This is a genomic window from Candidatus Methylobacter favarea (genome assembly GCF_902806695.1).
Taxonomy (GTDB): domain Bacteria; phylum Pseudomonadota; class Gammaproteobacteria; order Methylococcales; family Methylomonadaceae; genus Methylobacter_B; species Methylobacter_B favarea.
This window is the reverse complement of record NZ_CADCXN010000057.1, coordinates 1-16226: the sequence shown is the minus strand read 5'-3', so window position 1 is coordinate 16226 and position 16226 is coordinate 1. Positions and strand designations below refer to the sequence as shown.

15 protein-coding genes and 1 pseudogene are annotated in these 16226 nt (G+C 49.9%); 12 read left to right on the top strand and 4 right to left on the bottom strand.

The window, feature by feature from the left end:
- Positions 1 to 6 precede the first annotated feature (6 nt).
- The 10 genes from HUX64_RS07835 to HUX64_RS07790 all read left to right on the top strand — a co-directional run bounded on the left by HUX64_RS07835 (position 7) and on the right by HUX64_RS07790 (position 10105).
- Positions 7 to 240: a hypothetical protein gene (locus HUX64_RS07835; protein WP_174625680.1), complete on the top strand. Its 234-nt coding sequence runs from the start codon at positions 7 to 9 to the stop codon at positions 238 to 240.
- An 11-nt stretch (positions 241 to 251) separates the two neighbouring features.
- Complete coding sequence (locus HUX64_RS07830) at positions 252 to 1304, top strand: TrbL/VirB6 family protein (RefSeq protein ID WP_174625679.1); 1053 nt, start codon at positions 252 to 254, stop codon at positions 1302 to 1304.
- Between the two features lie 138 nt (positions 1305 to 1442).
- Entirely contained in the window at positions 1443 to 1868 is a 426-nt protein-coding gene (locus HUX64_RS07825; RefSeq protein WP_174625678.1) for a hypothetical protein, read from the top strand.
- A gap of 6 nt (positions 1869 to 1874) precedes the next feature.
- A complete protein-coding gene (locus tag HUX64_RS07820) occupies positions 1875 to 2672 on the top strand; it encodes a VirB8 family type IV secretion system protein (protein WP_174625677.1) in 798 nt (265 codons plus the stop codon).
- Between the two features lie 14 nt (positions 2673 to 2686).
- Positions 2687 to 3526 (top strand): P-type conjugative transfer protein VirB9, encoded by an 840-nt coding sequence (virB9, locus tag HUX64_RS07815; RefSeq protein WP_174625676.1) that lies wholly within the window; start codon positions 2687 to 2689, stop codon positions 3524 to 3526.
- The gene (gene virB10, locus HUX64_RS07810; protein WP_174625675.1) at positions 3523 to 4704 is read left to right on the top strand and encodes a type IV secretion system protein VirB10; all 1182 of its coding nucleotides are present in this window, start codon (positions 3523 to 3525) and stop codon (positions 4702 to 4704) included. The genes virB9 and virB10 overlap by 4 nt, the downstream gene beginning before the upstream one ends.
- Positions 4701 to 5735 carry a P-type DNA transfer ATPase VirB11 gene (gene virB11 / locus HUX64_RS07805; protein WP_174625674.1) on the top strand — a complete coding sequence of 345 codons (1035 nt, stop codon included), beginning with the start codon at positions 4701 to 4703 and terminating at the stop codon, positions 5733 to 5735. Before virB10 ends, virB11 begins: the two co-directional genes overlap by 4 nt.
- Positions 5701 to 7704: a type IV secretory system conjugative DNA transfer family protein gene (locus tag HUX64_RS07800; RefSeq protein WP_174625673.1), complete on the top strand. Its 2004-nt coding sequence runs from the start codon at positions 5701 to 5703 to the stop codon at positions 7702 to 7704. The genes virB11 and HUX64_RS07800 overlap by 35 nt, the downstream gene beginning before the upstream one ends.
- A gap of 32 nt (positions 7705 to 7736) precedes the next feature.
- A complete protein-coding gene (locus tag HUX64_RS07795) occupies positions 7737 to 9245 on the top strand; it encodes an LPD7 domain-containing protein (protein ID WP_174625672.1) in 1509 nt (502 codons plus the stop codon).
- On the top strand, positions 9242 to 10105 hold the full coding sequence (locus HUX64_RS07790; RefSeq protein ID WP_174625671.1) for an OmpA family protein: 864 nt from the start codon (positions 9242 to 9244) through the stop codon (positions 10103 to 10105). Before HUX64_RS07795 ends, HUX64_RS07790 begins: the two co-directional genes overlap by 4 nt.
- 399 nt (positions 10106 to 10504) lie before the next feature.
- On the opposite strand, the pseudogene HUX64_RS07785 reads toward HUX64_RS07790, so the two are convergent.
- The 3 genes and pseudogenes from HUX64_RS07785 to cadR all read right to left on the bottom strand — a co-directional run.
- Positions 10505 to 11185 (bottom strand): annotated as a pseudogene (locus HUX64_RS07785) (DUF4158 domain-containing protein); the annotation flags it as partial.
- 2 nt (positions 11186 to 11187) lie between these two features.
- The gene (locus HUX64_RS07780; RefSeq protein WP_425484253.1) at positions 11188 to 11763 is read right to left on the bottom strand and encodes a recombinase family protein; all 576 of its coding nucleotides are present in this window, start codon (positions 11761 to 11763) and stop codon (positions 11188 to 11190) included.
- Positions 11764 to 11958: 195 nt separating this feature from the next.
- A complete protein-coding gene (gene cadR, locus HUX64_RS07775; RefSeq protein WP_174625669.1) occupies positions 11959 to 12384 on the bottom strand; it encodes a Cd(II)/Pb(II)-responsive transcriptional regulator in 426 nt (141 codons plus the stop codon).
- Positions 12385 to 12541: 157 nt separating this feature from the next.
- Here cadR and HUX64_RS07770 point away from each other — a divergent pair, with 157 nt between their 5' ends.
- Complete coding sequence (locus HUX64_RS07770; RefSeq protein WP_217426463.1) at positions 12542 to 13117, top strand: cation diffusion facilitator family transporter; 576 nt, start codon at positions 12542 to 12544, stop codon at positions 13115 to 13117.
- A gap of 159 nt (positions 13118 to 13276) precedes the next feature.
- On the opposite strand, the gene HUX64_RS07765 is transcribed toward HUX64_RS07770, so the two are convergent.
- On the bottom strand, positions 13277 to 13834 hold the full coding sequence (locus tag HUX64_RS07765; protein ID WP_174625667.1) for a recombinase family protein: 558 nt from the start codon (positions 13832 to 13834) through the stop codon (positions 13277 to 13279).
- 767 nt (positions 13835 to 14601) lie between these two features.
- Between HUX64_RS07765 and HUX64_RS07760 the strand changes: the two genes are divergently transcribed.
- On the top strand, positions 14602 to 16226 hold a 1625-nt coding region (locus tag HUX64_RS07760; protein ID WP_174625666.1), incomplete at its 3' end, for a thiamine pyrophosphate-requiring protein.

Sequence of the window (16226 nt, the reverse complement as noted above, 5' to 3'; positions counted from 1 at the left end):
GGCAAAATGAAAAAAATAAGTCCAGTAATACTACTTTCCACCTTGCTTGCGGCATGTGGCGAAGATGTGCCAACAGTAGAGGATGTGCATAATGTGGAAGTTGGTGGTCAAAAAATGAGTCAAGCCGATTTTTTACAAAAATACTGCATAGGCAAAGAGCTTAACGAAACCTGTGCAAAGGTGAAAAACGCAATGGCCACGGACTCCACTAAATCACCGGGCGGAATTCCGCGTTTCTAAGGAGTATAAAAATGGCCGCCAGCGACTTTCATTTTTACGAGGATACATTCAATACATTAAGTGGATCTCTTGACACCTACATAACAGATGTTGCGACCAACATTATTGACGCCATTACGCCTGTAGCAACAACGCTTGTAACCATTTATATCATGTTGTGGGGATGGTCAATGATGCGCGGCGTAATCTCGGAGCCGATAACAGACGGCACAACACGCATTCTTAAGTTAGCAACCATAATAGCGATTGCGCTCAATTTAGGCAGATACAATGGTTTTTTATCAGATATGTTATGGAATTCGCCGGATGCTTTAGCGGCCTATATCGCAGACGGGTACGAGGACAGCACAAACAACATGCAGTTTCTTGATAGTCTCATGAGTAAAATATACGACATGGGCGACGCATATTGGCAAAAAGCCTACGCGGGAGCCGGTGCGCTTGGCATCCCCAACTTCGGGCTTCTAATTGTAGCAATTTTGATATGGGCGGGTGGAATACTTGCCACTGGATACGCCGCATTTCTATTAGCCTTATCAAAAATGGCGCTTGCGATCATTTTAGGGGTTGGCCCTTTGTTTATTTTGATGACTATTTTTGAGCCGACTAAACGGTTCTTTGATACATGGATTGGGCAAGCATTGAATTATGTGTTTCTAGTAATGCTGACCGCTGCGGCCATCAAATTGATTGTAACTATTATTGAAATATATCTGCTTTCACCTGGCGGGGCAGCCGCGCTTGCAGAACCCAGTATAGACCTCGCGTTGCCAGTAATGGTGTTATGCGCGATAGCATCGTTAGTGATGATGCAACTACCATCGGTAGCATCAGCACTGGGCGGAGGCGTAGCAATAGGTACGCTCGGAGCGGTAGGATGGGCATTCGGAAAAGCCAAGGGCGGTCTATCAGCCATGCGGCCAACCAACTTACGGCGGTCTCTCAACAAAGCGCGGGCAGATGTCCGCATTGCAAGTAATGCGGGCAGGGCGGTAGTCGGAGCACCGCAAGCGGTGTATAGAAGGATAACCGGAGGCGGAAGGAACAAGATCGCCAGAGGCTAAAAATCCAACAGGCGGAATTTTCGCGTAAGCGAAAACCGCCTTTTTTTTGTGCAAAAAAACAGCAAAATACTATGTATTGCACAAGCAAAATATGATATATTGCAAGTGCAATATAATCAGTTTCGTACAGGAGATATTATGAAAATCAGTATTGTTATTTTTCCGCTTTTGGCGCTGACGGGTTGCGCATTGTCCCCGCCACCGCCTCCAGCGGTAGAGGGTGAATACAAGCCAATCAACAAGATTGAATCAATGCCATTGGCGATAGCAACCCAACCTAACCGCTTGTCTCAACAGACGCTCGATTTTGCGTTTGAGGGCGACATTGTGGCAGCACTACATGAATTGCAAAAACAACGGCCAGATATAACGGTACTCCCACCGCTTGGCGAACAAAGAACGGTATTGGTTAGGGTTAGTTTTCGGGCGGCCACGCTTGATGAGGTGTTGCGAGAATTGGGCGCACAAAGCGGACCATACGCCGATGTTATTGTTAGCAAAAGCGTTACAAACGAGGGTAATCAAGTATTTATCCGCTTCAACACAGTAAATACCGGCAGGTAATAAGTCATGAGTAAAGTAGCCAAAGAGGATTTAGATCGATACTTAGCGGAAGCCAGTGGTTGGGAAACCGACAAGGTGCAATCGCTTATGAAATCGGAAAAACGGGCATGGTGGATCGCGGGCACGTCCGGCGTTATCGCACTGTCAGCAGTGTTAGCGGTATCAATGCTAACCCCCTTAAAAACAGTTGAGCCGTATGTTATCCGTGTAGATAACTCAACCGGTATTGTGGACATAGTGCAGTCATTAAAGGACGGCGAAACCAATTATGACGAAGCCATTAACAAATACTTTACGCAATGGTATGTGCGCTATCGTGAAGGTTTCTCTAAAGACCTGGCGGAAGAGTATTACTACAATACCGGCATCATGTCGGTCGGCGCTGAACAGCGAAAATACTATGATTTCTTCAACCCCAAAAACCCAATGTCGCCGCTCAATGTCTATGGTGAGTATGCAAAGGTAAAGATACGCATCAAAAGCACCTCCTTCATCAATCCCACGACCGCATTAGTGCGCTACTACAAGGAAATCGAACGAGGATCAGATAAACCGCAAATATCGCACTGGGCGGCCACTATCGCTTTTAAATATTCCGGCGCTCCGATGAATGAGAAAGATCGAGGCGTCAACCCATTGGGGTATCAAGTGACAGAGTATCGGAACGACCCAGATACGCTTATGCCGGACACCCCACGTAACGCCACCAACACAGCCGCGCCCACAAATACCGAGCAGCGCGAGGTAACAGTGTTCCCAAGCCAGGCACAGCCACCAGCGCAAACGCTGCCTGGAATACAGTAGCGGAGGAAGGAACAATGAAAAAGCTTTTTATAGTAGCCATGTTGATACCGACAATTGTGTTCGGCGAAATTACCCCAAGAAAAGGCAATTACGATCCACGTGTAAGGGTGGTGGATTACAACCCGTTGAATGTAGTCAAGCTCTCGACGTTTTACGGTGTATCAACACATGTGCAATTCGATGATGGCGAATCAATAAAAGATGTTGCGGTGGGGGACGATCAAGCATGGAAAGTAGTGCCGCGCGGCAATCACCTATTTATCAAACCTCAAGCCGACCGAGCAGATACCAATGTGACAGTGGTAACTGACAAAAGAACATACCAATTCGCGTTAGTCGTACAACCGAAGCCACCCAAAGATTCCAGGGCTTGGGCGGACCCCAATTTAATTTTTTCGCTAACGTTTCATTACCCCGATAAAGAAGATGCGGAGAGAAGGGAAAAAGAAGAGAAACTGGCGGCGGAAGCTAGAACAAAGAACCTCAAAAACAAGCTGGCCGATGCAAAAAAACAGGTGAACAACTTGGATTATTGGGTAGCTGGTTCAGAAGAGATTAGCCCAACAGCCGCGCGGGATGATGGGCGCTTCATATACCTGACATTCACCAATAACCGCGACATGCCAGCGATATATTCAGTCGATCAGGAGGGCAACGAAGCGCTAATCAATACCAATGTCATTGATGGTAACACCATCGTTATACAACGCCTGGTGCCGCATTTAATCCTGCGAAAAGGCATTTATGTAGCGTCCGTGATTAACAAATCCTATGACATAAACGGAGGTATTGACAATACAACGGGCACTATCGCGCATGACGTGGAACGTGTGATCAAAGGAGAACAGCAATGAGTATTACCGACATCAACAACGCGAACGATTCGGAAGAAAACAAACCTAAATCATTAGCCGATGTGACAAGACAAGCAAGAGACCACGATTTTCGCGGACGCGAAAATGAATTTGATGAAGAAAATGATTTGCCGTCGGTCAATCGCCGAAAAGGCGATAACAAGTTGGTCACGATACTTGGCTTTGTCTTCATTCTTGGTGCAGCAGCGGCGCTAATCGTGGCAGTCAATAAGGATGACAAACAACCTCAAAAAAAGGAATCAAAGGGGCAGGTCACTAACAATTTGCCACCGCTAATCATGCCCGCGCAACCAGCGCCGTTACCGGTTAGGCCTGTAGTACAGCCGCAGCAGCCACCAATCAAAACCGTAGGCCCAAATGGCAAACCACCATTAGATTGGACTGAGCGGAAAATGATGGGCACGTTGTTAATCCCAACACAAAACAACACAGGAGCAGCAGCTACGCCGGCGGCGGTCAGTCCGCAACCCGCAAAAGCGGCGAATTGGTCGGAGTATGGCAACTCGCAAAACAATGAACTCGCCGCACGGCTAGAGCCAACCATCACGAAGGCGGCAGCCGCCTCCATGTTGCCAGATAGGAACTATCTGATTACCAAAGGCACAGCGTTAGATTGTGCGCTTGAAACCGCGCTCGACAGCTCATTGCCTGGCATTACCACTTGCCGATTGACCCGTGATGTTTATTCGGACAATGGACAAGTGCTGTTATTGGATCGCGGCTCGCAACTGGTGGGCGAATTCCAAGGCGGGATTAAACAAGGTCAAGTCCGAATATTCGTGTTGTGGACGCGCGCAAAAACTCCTAATGGCGTAGTAATTTCACTCAACTCGCCCGGTACGGATGCGCTCGGCAGAACCGGGCATGAAGGATGGGTTGATAACCACTTTTGGGAACGCTTCGGAGCGGCCATCTTGATTACATTGCTTCATGACTCGGTAGCGGCGATAGCCAATAGGGCAGTACCAACCGATTCAGGAGGTACAACGAACATTTACAGCGGCGGCAGTGGCGGGCAACGAGTGGTAGAAAAAATCCTAGAATCACAGGTAAATATTCCGCCGACGATTGTTAAGAACCAAGGCGAACACATTCAAGTTATGGTGGCTCGCGATTTGGATTTTTCTGATGTTTATGGTTTGCAGGTGACACAATGAGCGCCTTGCAAACAGTAAAGCACCATGACGATGATAAACAATCATCGGTCATGCTCGCGGAGTACCTGGCCCCGATTCAAGCGTATTTGGATGATGAATCACTAACTGAGGTGGTGGTCAATCGCCCACGCGAAATTTGGACAGAAGGCCGAAACGGATGGACGCAGTTTGAAGCGCCCGCACTATCGTTTAACCATTGTCGGCAACTGGCAACATTGATAGCCAGTTATAACGGCAAAGCCATTAGCAAAGATCACCCGGTATTGTCCGCCGCACTACCGTCCGGCGAACGGGTACAAGTCATTATTCCGCCCGCGTGTGAAGCCAATACGGTATCTATCACAGTGAGAAAGCCGTCACTGCTCGACAAAACGCTGGATGAATTGGATGCAGAAGGCGCATTTGATCAATGTGAGGATGTAGACGATGGGTTACAGCCGTTTGAACACGAACTGTTAAAACTCAAAGGGGAACGCAAGATCAAGGAATTCCTCGATCTTGCCGTCCGTAAGCATCGCAATATTCTGATTGTCGGCAAAACAGGATCGGGCAAAACCACGGTAACAAAGAGCTTGATCCGCAGCATTCCGCCAGACGAGCGCCTTATCACGATAGAAGACGTGCATGAGCTGGTATTGCGTCAGCATAAAAACAAAGTCCATTTGTTCTATGCGCGAGAAGACGAGGGCGGGGCAAAGGTCACGCCCAAACAAGCGCTGGCATCATGCCTACGGATGAAACCGGACCGAATTTTATTAGCGGAGTTACGTGGTGACGAGGCATGGGAATTCATTAAGTCAGTCAACACCGGCCACCCTGGATCAATCTCAACAATGCACGCCAACGGCGCTTTTGAAGCGTTCGAGCAATTGACGGCATTGATTAAGGACAGCAGGACAGGCGCACATCTTGATACCAATTATATCAAGCACCGCTTATTTACCACCCTGGATGTAATCCTTTTTTACCACCAGCGAAAGCTAAGAGAAATCTACTATGACCCAAATTTCAAACATGAACAGTTGGGCTAAAGCCCTGAGCATTACATTGCTTGTGTTAGTTGCAATGACGCTATGGGCCTACCTGGCGGGCGGCATATTTCTGGTAGCGTATGATCATGAATTCGAGGAAGCAACACCACTAACGTTATATCAATACTGGTATCACTACGGAGCCGAAAAAGATATACAGCAATGGCTCGCCATTGCAAGCGGCATATCCGCCTTGATAGTGTTGTCACCGGGTTTAATGTTTTTCGCGCCCGAGAAAAAAAGCTTATTTGGTGATGCGCGATTCGCTACGCGCAGAGAAATCGCGAAAGCAGGGCTTTTCGGCGAAAAGGGTATTATCGTAGGTCAGCTAGGCAAGCGCTATCTGATGTTCGGCGGCCCTCAACACGCCATCATATCCGCCCCAACCCGCAGCGGTAAGGGCGTCGGCATTGTGATACCAAACCTGCTGAACTGGCCTGATAGCGTGGTCGTGCTGGATATTAAGCAAGAAAACTGGAATATCACAAGCGGCTATCGTCATAAATACGGGCAAGAATGTTATTTGTTCAACCCCGCCGCGACAGATTTCCGAACGCATCGATACAACCCACTGGCATACATCAACAGCGACCCGAATTTTCGGATCGACGATGTACAAAAGATCGCTAACATGTTGTTCCCGGATCAGGCCGGAACGGATGTAATCTGGACAGCCACGCCGCGCAGCTTATTCTTGGGTGTAGTGCTTTTTCTGGCGGAAACGCCCGGTAAACCCGTAACGCTCGGCCAAGTGCTAAGGGAAACCCTAGTTGAAGGGGACGGAGCGGAATATTTCACCAAGATCATCACGGAACGCATCGAGGCTGGAAAACCGCTATCCGGCGCATGCGTCCGCGCCCTGAATAGTTACATATCCATTTCTTCCGAAAACACGCGGGCAGGTGTAATGACCTCCTTTCGTTCACGCCTTGAACTCTGGATGAACCCGATTGTGGACGCGGCCACCAGTGAGAATGACTTCGACTTGCGCGATGTAAGAAAGCGGCGTATGTCGATATATCTAGGCGTGACCCCCGATAATCTTGAACGTATGGCACCGCTGCTAAACTTGTTCTTTCAACAATTGATTGACCTAAACACTCGCGAGCTGCCAAACCAAAATAAAACCATCAAGCGCACTTGCATGTTATTGATGGATGAGTTTACAGCCATTGGCAAGATACCAGTGCTATCGAAAGGTATTAGCTATATTGCAGGATACGGGCTTCGCATGATGCCAATCATTCAAAGCCCTGGGCAATTGATCGAGGTCTATCAAACCGCCGCCGCCCAAACATTCCAAACAAACCACGCCTTGCAAATTATTTACCCGCCGTCGCCCAAAGAAATCAAGACGGCGAACGAGGTATCAGAATGGCTAGGCTATCAAACAGTCAAAGGCGTTTCGGTATCTAAAGGGAAGCACTTGTTTGGGAAGAAATCGCCCACCGAAAGCACGTCAGACCAGCGCCGGGCATTGATGCTACCGCAAGAAATCACCAGCCTTGAGCAAACCAAGGAGCTGGTCATAATGGAAAATGTAAGGCCGATACTCGCTAGGAAGGTTGTGTACTACAAAGACCCGGCATTCGTAGATCGTCTTAAGTCGGTATCAAGCAAGCTAAAAGCACTGGGCGCAGAACTGCCTACCGAAGATCAAATGAATAGCGCAATCAAGGACGGTGAACTGGCTGCACCTGTACCTTTAATTGACCTGGATCGGCATCATCGACGCACAGGCGGCGATATAGCGATAACAATCACCTCACCGCAAAAGCCAAGCGGCCAAGTGATGTCTATCTATCGGTCAGCGGAACCGAAAGATGTACCGAACTTCACCAAGATGAGCCTGGCAAATTTTGTTCTCGACTTTTCTTCGGTCGAATCACCGCAGCCCGGCGAACTTGACGAGGCGGCACTTCACGCTTACGCAGACGATCTTTGCCGACAAGCGGGTATTACTGCATAGCAAATCAATCTTTGTAATATTAGGAGCACACAATGGATAAACAAATACGCAATACCAGCGGCAACCTGGCACAAACTCTGGACGATAGACTAACTAACGACCTATCGAAAGCGCAGCATCGCTTTGGAGTGCAAGACCCATTCACGGATGCAAAATATTTGCTCAAAACGGCAAACGAAATGATCGCTAAAGCCGACGAACTTGGGTTTACACGTTTCCAGGGCTACACGGCAGATAGAGAGGTATCGCAAATCAGCAAGCAAAACGGCGTATGGACACGGGATGATGGCAAAACGCTAGATCAAATACAGGCAGGAATTGATCAGGATAGCTTAAAAGAGATTCTGAGCCGGGCCGAATTAAGAAAACAAGCCGGGCAAGACGTAGGTGAAAACACGGATAGAAAACTGGCGCTGGCCGACGCCACCACATTTCTACGCATCCAAGACCCGGCGCTGCAAGAACAAGCCGCAGTGGTAATGTCGAGTCAAACACAAGAATACCCCAATTACAAAATGGGCTTGGAAGTAGCGTATTCCGGTTATGTTCGGAACCCGCCCAAAATATCACCGATAGCGGAAAAAGTCGCAGCTCTAGCAGAGGCCGCAGACACAAATAAACAAGCCGCCATTGATCCGGCAGCATTGGAGCGTGTCGCAAACAATAGAGCACGGGATACGGCGCAAGCAAAGGAAGCCCTTGGGCTTAATGTTGTTGAACCAAACATTGAAAAGGAAAGACAACAGCTCGCGGGGGCCGAAGAGGAAAAACGACAAGCCTGGTTGCAGAAGGCCAGCAACAACCAACAATCACAACCCAAGCCGACGGAAGGCGGTAACAAGGTGGAGTCCGATGAAATCTTTACAGCCACCCAAGACATAAAACCGTTGATCCCGCCCGAAATCGAAAAACAATATCTGCGTGTCGGCGATAAATTCTATCACCCGAAAAATACAGGCTATGTAGCTTTCGAGGACAAAGGCAATAAGCTAGAAACAACCTCGAACAGTGAAGGTATCGCGGAAAACATGGTGCGGATCGCCGAAGCACGAGGATGGGACGAAATCAAGGTGTCGGGTTCAGAGACATTCCGCCGCGAGGTATGGCTTGAAGCAGCGGCACGAGGAATGCACATCAAGGGTTATTCGCCGTCTGAACAGGACAAGGCGGAACTGATGAAGCGCACTGGGGATTTGAATAAAAACAAAATCGAACCCGAGAATAAACCTGTTCGCGCCCGCGAAAATGAGCAGGAGAGCCACAACAAAAAGATGGCGGATGCCTTCGCGAATAAAACCCCTATTGACGCGGTTAAACAATATCCAGAACTGGCCGGGGCGGCAGCCGCCGCCGCCGCAATAGATAAAAAGGCGCAAGCGGACGGTCTTTCGCCAGCGCAACGCGAGATTGTTGCATCACGAGTACGTCAGAACGTAGTAAATAGCATTGAGAAAGGCAACGTGCCCGAAGTAAAGATTAAGCAGGATCGTGAAGTAAATCGCAGCAAAAGCAAACAAGAAGACAGGGAGCACAGCCGATGAAAATCAAACAAATCGCCCTAGCATTGGCAATCAGCGCGGCCATCACCGGCTGCGCTACACCCAGCGGAACACCGCGCCGCGTGAGTCCGCACTATACCGCTGTTGGATCAGTAACGGACGCGAGAGCCTACATCTACAGTGACCGTACCATTCTTGAATGCGCGGATTCACCATTCTTTTTGAGTCTACACGACGAAAAAGGAAACTCAATTCCGTATGAAGAGGTAGGCCGTTATTATCGCCTGGATCGCCTTTACAACACTTTTACAGCTAATATCAATGGCCGATCAGTCAGGTTTACCGCCGTTCCTGCGACACAAACCTATGTTTACTCAACGCCGTTATCAACCCCGACTGAACCGCACAACAAGCCGGAACCAGTAAAAGTACAACCAAGCAACGAGAACGATCTTGCTTCTTTTATTGCATTATCGAAGCAACAACTTAGCGAAATCCGCCAGGCGCTAAAAAAGAGCAATTCACGGGCGACATACGATGATCTGAACGCGAAGCTCGAAGCAATCGAGCGCCGCGTAGAAGGCATGGATACAATCATGCTGCAAGTGACGTTCCCACGGTACAGCACAACCTTTAAACCAAGCGATATAGAAGCCTTCGCGCTCGATGAAATACCGAAAGACAACACCCCTATAGCCATCACGGGTTTTACAGATTCACGAATCGCGGGACCAATGGACGCAAAGATTGCGCAAGGCCGGGCAATGGCCGCCCGCAATTATCTTATGGATATTGGCGTAAATCCGGCAATGATTAAAATCTTCTCTCAAGCGGAAGGGGAGTTTATTGCGGACTGGCGGGAGCATTTGAACAAAGAATTACGGTTACGATTTATTTTTTAGCCTTATCAATAAGATATATTTAAAGTTACTTGTTCCATAAACAATCAAATTCGCGGTGTTTGTGGAGGATATAAAACATTGTTTTTTTATAAAATTAGCATTCCTTGTTTACCCAAAGCGTAAGTTTCTGTTCAAATGCTCCCGCTAGTCCATTTTTGCGAAAGCTTTTATGGACGTCCCTGCCCAACAAGCGGCAAAAATCACGCGACCGCTCATGCCTGCGGCTGCCCCAGCCGTCCTGCTTCTTTCGCTGGGCACCCAACAAGGGGTACCCAGCATCATTCTCGCAATGACTCGACGCGATGTCGTAAAGCCTGCATTTTCACTCCGCCAAAAGCCGCTTCGTGAAAACACATGCCCTATCGCTTCTGGGGACTACTCGACTCCTGTCTCGCAGCGGATGTGCTCCAGCATATAGCGGGAATTGGGCTTCAATGGCGACTGGCGTAACCAACTCAACCAAGTCGTGTTGGAATCCGACTTGATTTTCAGCAGCTCGTCGAACCGTTGTCGATGCAGCGCTGTGAGCGGCTGAGCCAATGCCCGGTAGATGCTGCGATTCGCGCGAGTGATGGCTTCGGCACAGGCGCGCTCGATCACGGTAAGCGTTGGTAAAATTACCTTGCGTTGCCGAAGCCCTTCCAAGGCATGAGCCGCTAACACCACACCCTTATCTGTCTGCATGGCAAGATCGGCCAGCGTTTTCACCAGAAACCGAAAATCGGATAATCCGAAGGCCGATAATCCAAGATAACCGCGCAGTTCCTGGAAATGTTCGCGCCGCGTTTCATCGCGCTCGCCGTATTTTCGCCAAGCGCTGGGATCGGTCTTGATTTGGCCGGCTATCCAGTGGATCACCGATTCCGCTACAGTTGCATTCGCAGCTAACGCGTAACCAGGGTAGCGCAACAGGCAGAGTTGCACCGCGAAACCGAGACGGTTAGCGTCGCCTCGGCGCTGTCGAATCAGGGCCCAGTCGGATTCATTGAAAGTGTAATGGCGGATCAAGTCGTCTTGAGTGTCGGGCAAGGCCAGTAAACTGGCCAGCTCCGTAGCAGACAATACCGAGCGCCTGGACATAATTACTCAGTAATTTTTAAATATTGGTATAGGGTTTCCCTGCTAATACTATACTCGCGGGCCAACTTTGCTTTTTGCTCGCCGTTACTGGCTCGCTGCTGGAGTTCTAGTACTTGTTCTGGCGATAGCGATTTCTTGCGCCCCCGGTAAGCGCCGCGCTGTTTGGCCAATGCAATGCCTTCGCGCTGCCGTTCGCGGATCAGAGCCCGTTCGAACTCTGCAAACGCCCCCATGACCGACAGCAATAAATTGGCCATCGGAGAATCTTCGCCGGTGAACGTGAGGCATTCCTTGACGAATTCTATGCGTATGCCGCGCTTGGTTAACTGCTGCACCAAGCGTCGCAAGTCATCCAGATTTCTCGCCAACCGGTCCATGCTATGCACCACGACCGTATCGCCTTCTCGGACAAACGCCAGCAATTCTTCCAAGGCTGGGCGCTCGGTGTCTTTGCCGGAAGCCTTATCGGTAAACACCTTACTGACCTCGACCTGTTCCAGTTGCCGTTCCGGATTTTGGTCGAACGAGCTGACTCTGATGTAACCAACCCGATGCCCTTGCAAATGAACAGCCCTCAAAAAACCAAAAGTGTCAGGATGAACTCTATAGCCTTAGGCGGCATGTGTCAATATTTGCAAAAACATACTCTATCCTGACGTCAAAACAGTGCATAACCTGACATCAGGTTAGGGTATAGTTCATTCGGACACCAACAGTCGAATGTGCAGGGTCGCTCTAATTCTGATCGGGCCAATTTAAATGCAGATGTACTATTATCGTTGTGATTGCTCGTCTGGTTCCGAATACAGGCTCAGCAAGATTCTACAATCCTTGGTGGCTCGGGCGCTGCGGCATTGACCCCGCAAGTCTCTCAACTGTCTTTCCAGTGATTTGAGTTGCTTGATCCGATCTGCCACCTCCCGAATGTGCTGATCAAGTAACGCGTCTACCTCGCTGCAGTCTTCATCCGGTGTGTCCCGGAATTTGAGCAGCCGTCGAATGTCTTCGAGCGTCATCTCCATCGATCGGCAATGACGAATGAAATGAAGCCGCTCAAGGTGTTCATGCGTGTATAAACGATAGTTGCCCTCCGAGCGAGCTGGCTTCTGTAGCAGCCCCTCTTGCTCATAGTAACGGATGGTTACCACCCGGCAACCCGTCATACTGGCCAATTCGCCTATTTTCAATCGGTTGGTCATAGGGACAGTTTCACCTCATCCGCATTTTGCATTTGACTCTATAGTAACTAGAGGGTTTTAAATGGGCAAGGATCAGGGCGGATTGCCGGCTTGCATGACAGTATGAGGACGAAAAATGACCAATTGTTGTGAAAATAAGAGTTGTGCGTTAACCGCCATGCGCCGGAGCCACAGTCGCGTGCTATGGATCGTACTGGCCATCAATACGGCAATGTTCTTTATCGAAGGCGCGGCCGGTTTACTGGCCCATTCAACCTCGCTGTTGGCCGATGCGCTCGATATGCTGGGCGATGCTTTGGTGTATGGCTTTAGTCTGTTCGTGCTGGAACGCTCGGCGCGCTGGCAGGCCGGCGCCGCTCTTGCCAAAGGGGCATTCATGTTGGCTTTCGGACTCGGCGTGCTTGGGGAAGCTGCCTATAAAGTGTATGTTCCCCTCATGCCAGGAGTCGAAACGATGGCGCTCATCGGCGGCCTAGCACTGCTCGCCAACCTAATATGCTTTTTGCTGCTGTATCGGCATCGCGACGACAATCTCAACATGAGTTCGACCTGGCTATGCTCGCGCAACGACTTGATTGCGAATGTTGGGGTTTTGTTAGCAGCCGGAAGCAGCTATCTGCTGGCATCGCGCTGGCCTGACATTGGCGTCGGCGGCCTCATCGCCATACTATTCCTACACTCTGCATTCAGCGTACTGCGTCAGTCGCTGCACACGTTACGGGCACCCGCATAGTTTAATGTCGCATCACACTAACCAACAAAGGGGTGGCAGCTCTTAGCGTACGATTTTTTCCGAATTCTGCAGCTACCCCTAATAGGGGTAGTTACCACATAGCTGCAAAAACCGCCATCTTCGACCGGTGTAATATTATAATTCAATATAATCAGTATATTAAGCTTTCCTAGTTTTAGCCAATACCCTATAAACCGTAACTTCACCCACGCCAACCTGATTGGCAATCTCGGCCTTGGTCAGACCCTCAGTATTTAAGCGGATAATTGCTGCCTGGCGGGTGGTGTCAATCGGTTTTCGACCCGTATATTTGCCTTCCCCTTTTGCCTTGGCGACACCCTCGCGTTGTCGCTCAAGCATCATTTCACGTTCGAATTGAGCGACGCCACCTAAAATGGTCAACATTAACTTACCCGTTGTAGTTTGGGTATCCATGCCCAAATTCAAAATACGCAAACCGACTTGTTTACGTTCAAGCTTATGAATTATAGTCATTAAGTCCCGCACCGAACGGGCTAAGCGATCCAGTTTGGTCACCACCAGGACATCGCCTTCCCGGACAAACTCTAATGCGGCATCGAGTTGTACCCGGTTGCCGACCGACGAGACCTGTTCCTGAAAGACCTTTTCGCAACCGATACTTTGAAGGTCAGTAATCTGAGATTCAAAACCGGCCATTTGGTCGACCGTTGATGTGCGTGCGTAACCAATGATCATTCTTCTATCATAAGAGTCTAGTAGTTGTGATAGAAAAGCTATCTAAATTAAAATATAACTCTAAAGAGAGTCTTTATCGCTTTTTTTAAACTATCACTAGGGCTTGCTCTATTGGTAGTTTAAATAAAAAAAACGTTAGTATGTTGATTATATTGAACTAACTTGATCTATATGGCGAAGATGGCACTTTTGACAGCTATGTGGTAAGTACCCCTTAAACTGGCCTCGTTTGATAAATTGACAGACTGGACTGATAAATCCGCGCCTCTGGCGTCTGATCCTGCGAATAATCCATGCCAGCCCGATTAACTGACTGGGGTCTTTGAAGGCGGGACATCAAAATGCAAGCGACCTAACCCATCCTTTAAATAATTTAAATTTAAGTTGCCTGGCGTACATAAAGCGCAATTAATTTCGTGTACAAAAAATACCACTGAACCGGAGTCCTGAATAAGCTTATCCATAGCCATGACGTATTAGGGCGGCAGGCGAGACAAAACCAGCCGGTATTATCCTGGTCATTGCCGGCCCGACCATAAAGATAGGGACTTGTTTTCCAGCCATTCAAATTTTTCCCCGGGAGAATGCCATGAACCCTGTAACCCGCGACTCGGCGAATCAAGATAACTCAACTTGCGCTAATCCCTCTTGTAACTGCCAGGTAAAGCCAGGCGAAACATACTGCTGTGACAGCTGCGAGGAGCAGCAAAACAGTGACGTCTGCGCCTGCGGGCATTCAGCATGCCAGCGTGAGTAGAGGAGACGCCATGAGTAAAAATGTCAGCGACTTTTTAGTGCAGCGTTTATCCGACTGGGGCGTCAAGCGCATATTCGGTTATCCGGGCGATGGCATAAACGGCATTATAGGCGCGTTGAACAGCGCCAACGGCAAGATCGACTTTATTCAGGTGCGGCATGAGGAAATGGCAGCTTTTATGGCGTGCGCGCACGCCAAATTCACCGGCGAAGTCGGGGTATGCCTCGCTACTTCGGGGCCTGGCGCGATTCATTTGCTGAACGGGCTCTATGACGCCAAGCTCGACCATCAGCCGGTGGTCGCCATCGTCGGTCAGCAGAATCGAATGACCTTGGGCGGAGATTACCAGCAGGAAGTCGACCTGATTTCGTTGTTCAAGGATGTCGCTCATGAATACGTGCATATGGCGACGACTGCCGCGCAAATGCGCCACATTATCGATCGGGCCATGCGCATTGCGCAAGCTGAGCGTAATGTATGCTGTATTATCATCCCTAACGATGTTCAGGAGTTGGATGCCGAAACGCCGCCTCACGAGCATGGCACGGTGCATTCAGGTCTCGGGTACGAGCCGCCTTGCACCGTTCCTCACAGCGGAGAATTGCAACGCGCCGCCGACGTGCTTAACGCAGGCGGCAAAGTGGCCATGCTGGTCGGGGCCGGAGCGCTGCACGCCACAAACGAAGTGCTCGAGGCAGCTGACCTGCTCGGGGCCGGCATTGCCAAAGCCTTGCTGGGTAAAGCCGCCGTGCCTGATGATATTCCTTATGTAACGGGAGCCATCGGTCTGCTGGGCACCAAGCCTAGCTATGACATGATGATGGAGTGCGATACCTTGCTGATGATCGGGTCGAGCTTTCCCTATTCCGAATTTTTGCCTGAGGAAGGGCAGGCGCGCGGCGTGCAGATTGATATTAACGGCCGCATGATCAGCATCCGCTATCCGATGGAAGTGAACCTGGTCGGCGACAGCGTCGAAACGCTCAGACTGCTGATCCCGCTTTTGCGCAGGAAAGAAGACCGCAGCTGGCGCGAGCGCATTGAAAAAAATGTCGCGAAGTGGTGGGAAACGATAGAGGAACGGGCTATGGAGTCAGCTAATCCGATCAATCCGCAACGCGTCTTTTGGGAACTATCGCCGCGGCTGCCCGATGACTGCATACTGACCTGCGATTCCGGATCTGCCGCCAACTGGTATGCGCGCGATCTGAAAATCCGCCAAGGCATGATGGCTTCGTTATCGGGAGGGCTCGCGACCATGGGGCCGGGCGTGCCTTATGCGATTGCGGCAAAATTCGCGCATCCCGAACGCGTGGCGATTGCCCTGGTCGGCGACGGCGCGATGCAAATGAACGGCCTTAATGAATTGATAACTATTGCGAAGTACTGGCGGCGCTGGAGTGATTCGCGGCTGGTGGTCATGGTACTGAATAACCGTGATTTGAATCAGGTAACCTGGGAGCAACGGGCAATGCAGGGCGATCCGAAATTTGAAGCTTCGCAGGAATTGCCGGATTTCCTGTATGCGCGTTATGCCGAGCTGATCGGCTTACACGGCTTGCGCGTCGATCAGCCGGAACAGCTGGCCGATGCATGGGAGCGCGCGCTTAACGCTGATCGGCCGGCGGTGCTGGA

Coding starts and splice junctions, on each gene's coding strand:
- HUX64_RS07835 (WP_174625680.1), top strand. CDS start 7: ATGAAAAAAATAAGTCCAGTAATACTACTTTCCACCTTGCTTGCGGCA.
- HUX64_RS07830 (WP_174625679.1), top strand. CDS start 252: ATGGCCGCCAGCGACTTTCATTTTTACGAGGATACATTCAATACATTA.
- HUX64_RS07825 (WP_174625678.1), top strand. CDS start 1,443: ATGAAAATCAGTATTGTTATTTTTCCGCTTTTGGCGCTGACGGGTTGC.
- HUX64_RS07820 (WP_174625677.1), top strand. CDS start 1,875: ATGAGTAAAGTAGCCAAAGAGGATTTAGATCGATACTTAGCGGAAGCC.
- virB9 (WP_174625676.1), top strand. CDS start 2,687: ATGAAAAAGCTTTTTATAGTAGCCATGTTGATACCGACAATTGTGTTC.
- virB10 (WP_174625675.1), top strand. CDS start 3,523: ATGAGTATTACCGACATCAACAACGCGAACGATTCGGAAGAAAACAAA.
- virB11 (WP_174625674.1), top strand. CDS start 4,701: ATGAGCGCCTTGCAAACAGTAAAGCACCATGACGATGATAAACAATCA.
- HUX64_RS07800 (WP_174625673.1), top strand. CDS start 5,701: ATGACCCAAATTTCAAACATGAACAGTTGGGCTAAAGCCCTGAGCATT.
- HUX64_RS07795 (WP_174625672.1), top strand. CDS start 7,737: ATGGATAAACAAATACGCAATACCAGCGGCAACCTGGCACAAACTCTG.
- HUX64_RS07790 (WP_174625671.1), top strand. CDS start 9,242: ATGAAAATCAAACAAATCGCCCTAGCATTGGCAATCAGCGCGGCCATC.
- cadR (WP_174625669.1), bottom strand. CDS start 12,384: ATGACCAACCGATTGAAAATAGGCGAATTGGCCAGTATGACGGGTTGC.
- HUX64_RS07770 (WP_217426463.1), top strand. CDS start 12,542: ATGCGCCGGAGCCACAGTCGCGTGCTATGGATCGTACTGGCCATCAAT.
- HUX64_RS07765 (WP_174625667.1), bottom strand. CDS start 13,834: ATGATCATTGGTTACGCACGCACATCAACGGTCGACCAAATGGCCGGT.